General features: G+C 33.5%; 3 protein-coding genes. All 3 read right to left on the bottom strand.

The genetic code is table 11. The features are described 5' to 3' along the window. On the bottom strand, nt 1-591 hold a 591-nt coding region (locus WBN21_RS09545; RefSeq protein WP_424199702.1), incomplete at its 3' end, for a sulfatase-like hydrolase/transferase. Further along, complete coding sequence (locus WBN21_RS09550) at nt 588-1,475, bottom strand: alpha/beta hydrolase (RefSeq protein WP_424199704.1); 888 nt, start codon at nt 1,473-1,475, stop codon at nt 588-590. The genes WBN21_RS09550 and WBN21_RS09545, both read right to left, overlap by 4 nt. After that, nucleotides 1,472-3,190 (bottom strand): glycoside hydrolase family 2 TIM barrel-domain containing protein (locus WBN21_RS09555; protein ID WP_424199706.1); only part of this gene is annotated, 1,719 nt, incomplete at its 5' end. The genes WBN21_RS09550 and WBN21_RS09555, both read right to left, overlap by 4 nt.

Raw genomic sequence — 3,190 nt, forward strand, 5'->3', positions numbered from 1 at the left:
AGAATCTTTGACACTTTTTAAATATGTTAGGCCTTCTTCAGTAATAATATCCGTTGCATAACCTTCAATTCTGGTAGTATCAGCAATTTTAGTGGTTTGGTTAATGGATATAAAATCGGGATTGTAATAATTACCTTGATCGGTTAGAATATTCCAATAATCAAAACCTTCAGGATTGCCATGTAAATGCCATTTTCCAATCATGGCCGTTTGATATCCAGCATTTTGAAGCAATTTCGGAAAGGTTTGCTGACTACCATCAAAACGATCACCATTCATTCTAAAACCATTTTCATGGCTAAATTTACCCGTTAAAACTACTGCGCGACTTGGACCGCAAATAGAATTTGTACAAAAGTTATTTTTAAAAAGTGCACCTTCATTTGCAATTCTGTCAATATTTGGTGTTGGTGCCAATTGGCTAATAATATGTCCATAGGCGCTTATGGCTTGTTCTGCATGGTCGTCGGCCATTATGTAAACGATATTCGGACGTTTATTAGGCAATACTTCAGCTTTAGACTCCTCAACCTTAGATTTACAGGATTGAAAAACCAATAAAACCAATAATATTACAGATAAATTTCTCATGGTTTCGTTTTAATTATTTTAGTTTGAATAACCTCTTTTTTGATTACCGTTTGTTCGAAAAAGTTGAAAACCTTCTCTAAATCCTCAAAAGGAATCGAAGCAATTTCATGTTGAGCGCCCTTTACAATATTAAAATAATAGGCGGTTTCATGCTTTTCTAATTTATTGGCAATTACATTTGAACCATCTAAGAAAATATACCCGTCTTTTTCTGATTCACAATAATGATGTGGCGCATTATCAAAAGGAACCAACTGATCTTTTGTTCCATGAAATAAAACTGAAGGCACCGCATTTTCTTTTGTAATATAACTTGCATCAACCAATGCGCCTGCACAAGAAAACACACCTGCAAAGTTTATTTTTTCGTAATCTTCTGCATTGTCAACATAATATTCGCGCATAAAAACCGCACTTAAAATACCTTCCGCTCCTGCACTACTTCCGCCAGCAATAATTTTTGTAGTATCAATTTGCAATGCTTCTGCATGTTTTACAATATATTTTGCCGCATCTAAATAATCAATAGCGGCTTGCTTAAAAGTTTCCAGTTTTTCATCCTTGGTACAATCACAGCCAAAACCAGTTTCGGTTCCTTTTCTTAATAGTCGATACGAAATTGAAACACCAATATAATTTTGCTCGGTTGCAACATATTCTGCTAATTGTTTATCGTCTATATAATCTCTGCTTCCTATTGAAAATCCGCCACCATGCATCCAAAGTAATACAGGAAGTGTATCTGTTTTTTTGATGTTTTTTGGGGTGTACACATCTAATTTTAAGGTGTCATTTCCTTTTACAGCATAGGTGTATGTTGCTTTGGTTTGCGCCGAAAAATTCAACGTTATTAACAATAAAAATGCACTAATTAATGTTTTCATAAATCTGATTTTTCAATTAAAATTCCGCTTATTACCGTTTCACCCTTAATGGGTTTTAGGGTTATGGTTAGTCCTTCATTATTGGTTACATCAATTTCAGCAGATTGTGAAATACCATATTTATTTGGGTATTCTTTCGCCATATTAAACTGGCTAGATATGGTTTTATCATTTAATTTGATATCAAAAACACGATGCAAAACATCTTCTTCAGAATCATCAACTGAATTGGATAAATTATAAATAACCGCTGTTTTATTTTTTAATTCAGGCTCAACAAAATACAGCGTAACTTTATATTTTCCGTTGGGTACATCTACTTTATAAGCATTACAATCTACAATCATGGTTTGATATACAGCCTCATTAATTGAGTTGTTAATGTTAAAAGGAATCAGCTTTTTTTGGCACTTTCCGGAGTTTGGTACATAGCCATATAAATTTTCAGAATATGGTCTATCATTTAAAAAGGTAACACCCAAAACATCATCTCTAAAATTAATATGTGTTCCTGTATTAATAGCCAATACATCAAAAGGGTTCGTCTTTAAATTTTTAATAATTTTTACTTTGAAATTAGTTTCGTCAGATTCATTTCCAGTATCAACTTTAATGGTATTTACGCCTTCTTTAAAAGGAATAATAATTTTGGCTAAGCCAGATTCAAAATTTAATTCTTCAAAAAAATCACCATTCAAAAATAGTTTCCCTTTATTTTGATTTGAAAAAACAACCACTTCATGCGTGTTATTTTCTAACAATGTCAGCTCATTTTGATATTTCGCAATATGCACAAATGGTGTTTTATTTAAAACAGATTGGTACCAATAATAAATCTCCTTTGGTTCGCGATTATATTGCAACAAGCCCTTTTGGTTGACATGCGGAATGGTTTCACCACGAAATTCTGAACCAAAATCGGCAAAGTTCCATGCGGTCATTCCCGAAACAAATTCTCGCTCTTGAATTTGATTATAATAGCCAGAATGCAACAATAACTGATACTCTTGCGAATAGTCGTATCGCAATGGTTGCGTTGCCGAAACACGTACATCTGCTCCAGGTCCATATTCTGAAACCATAATAGATCGGTTTGGGTATCGAGCGTGCTGATCGTCCAGAAAAATACCTAAATCTTCAATAGTATCATGATACCATCCAAAATATAAATTCCAACCTACCAGCATGGATAAATCTGCAATTTTAGTTTCGTTATAAAGTTCATTAAAATGCAAAGCCATTACCGTAATATGGTTTGGCGCTTCTTTTCTAGTTAAATCTTCTAGTTGTTTTGCCAGATTATAGGTGTACTTTTTTCGGTCTTCTTTTTCTGCATCGGTCTCTTTTTTATCAAATGCTAACCTTAAAAAAATCTCATTCATATAACCAATCATGACCACCGACGGAAAGTTATAATACTGCTTAATATGTTCCTTTTGCATCGTTTTTGAAACCTCAAAAAATGCTTCGGAATTCGTAACTTTATTAACGATTGGAATTTCTGTCCAAACTAAAATGCCGAGTTCATCACATAGCCTATAAAGTTCCCGAGCTTGAGGATAATGAGCAAAACGAATCACATTTGATCCCATTTCTTTAATGAGTTCGATATCTTTTTTCTGAAGTGAAAGTGGTACGGCACTTCCATAACTTTCGTAATCTTGATGACGATTTACACCAACTAATTTTATTGGTTTTCCATTTAAAAAGAAGCC

Origin of the sequence: Algibacter sp. (assembly GCF_049667265.1) — a bacterium.
Classification (GTDB): Bacteria; Bacteroidota; Bacteroidia; order Flavobacteriales; family Flavobacteriaceae; genus Algibacter_B.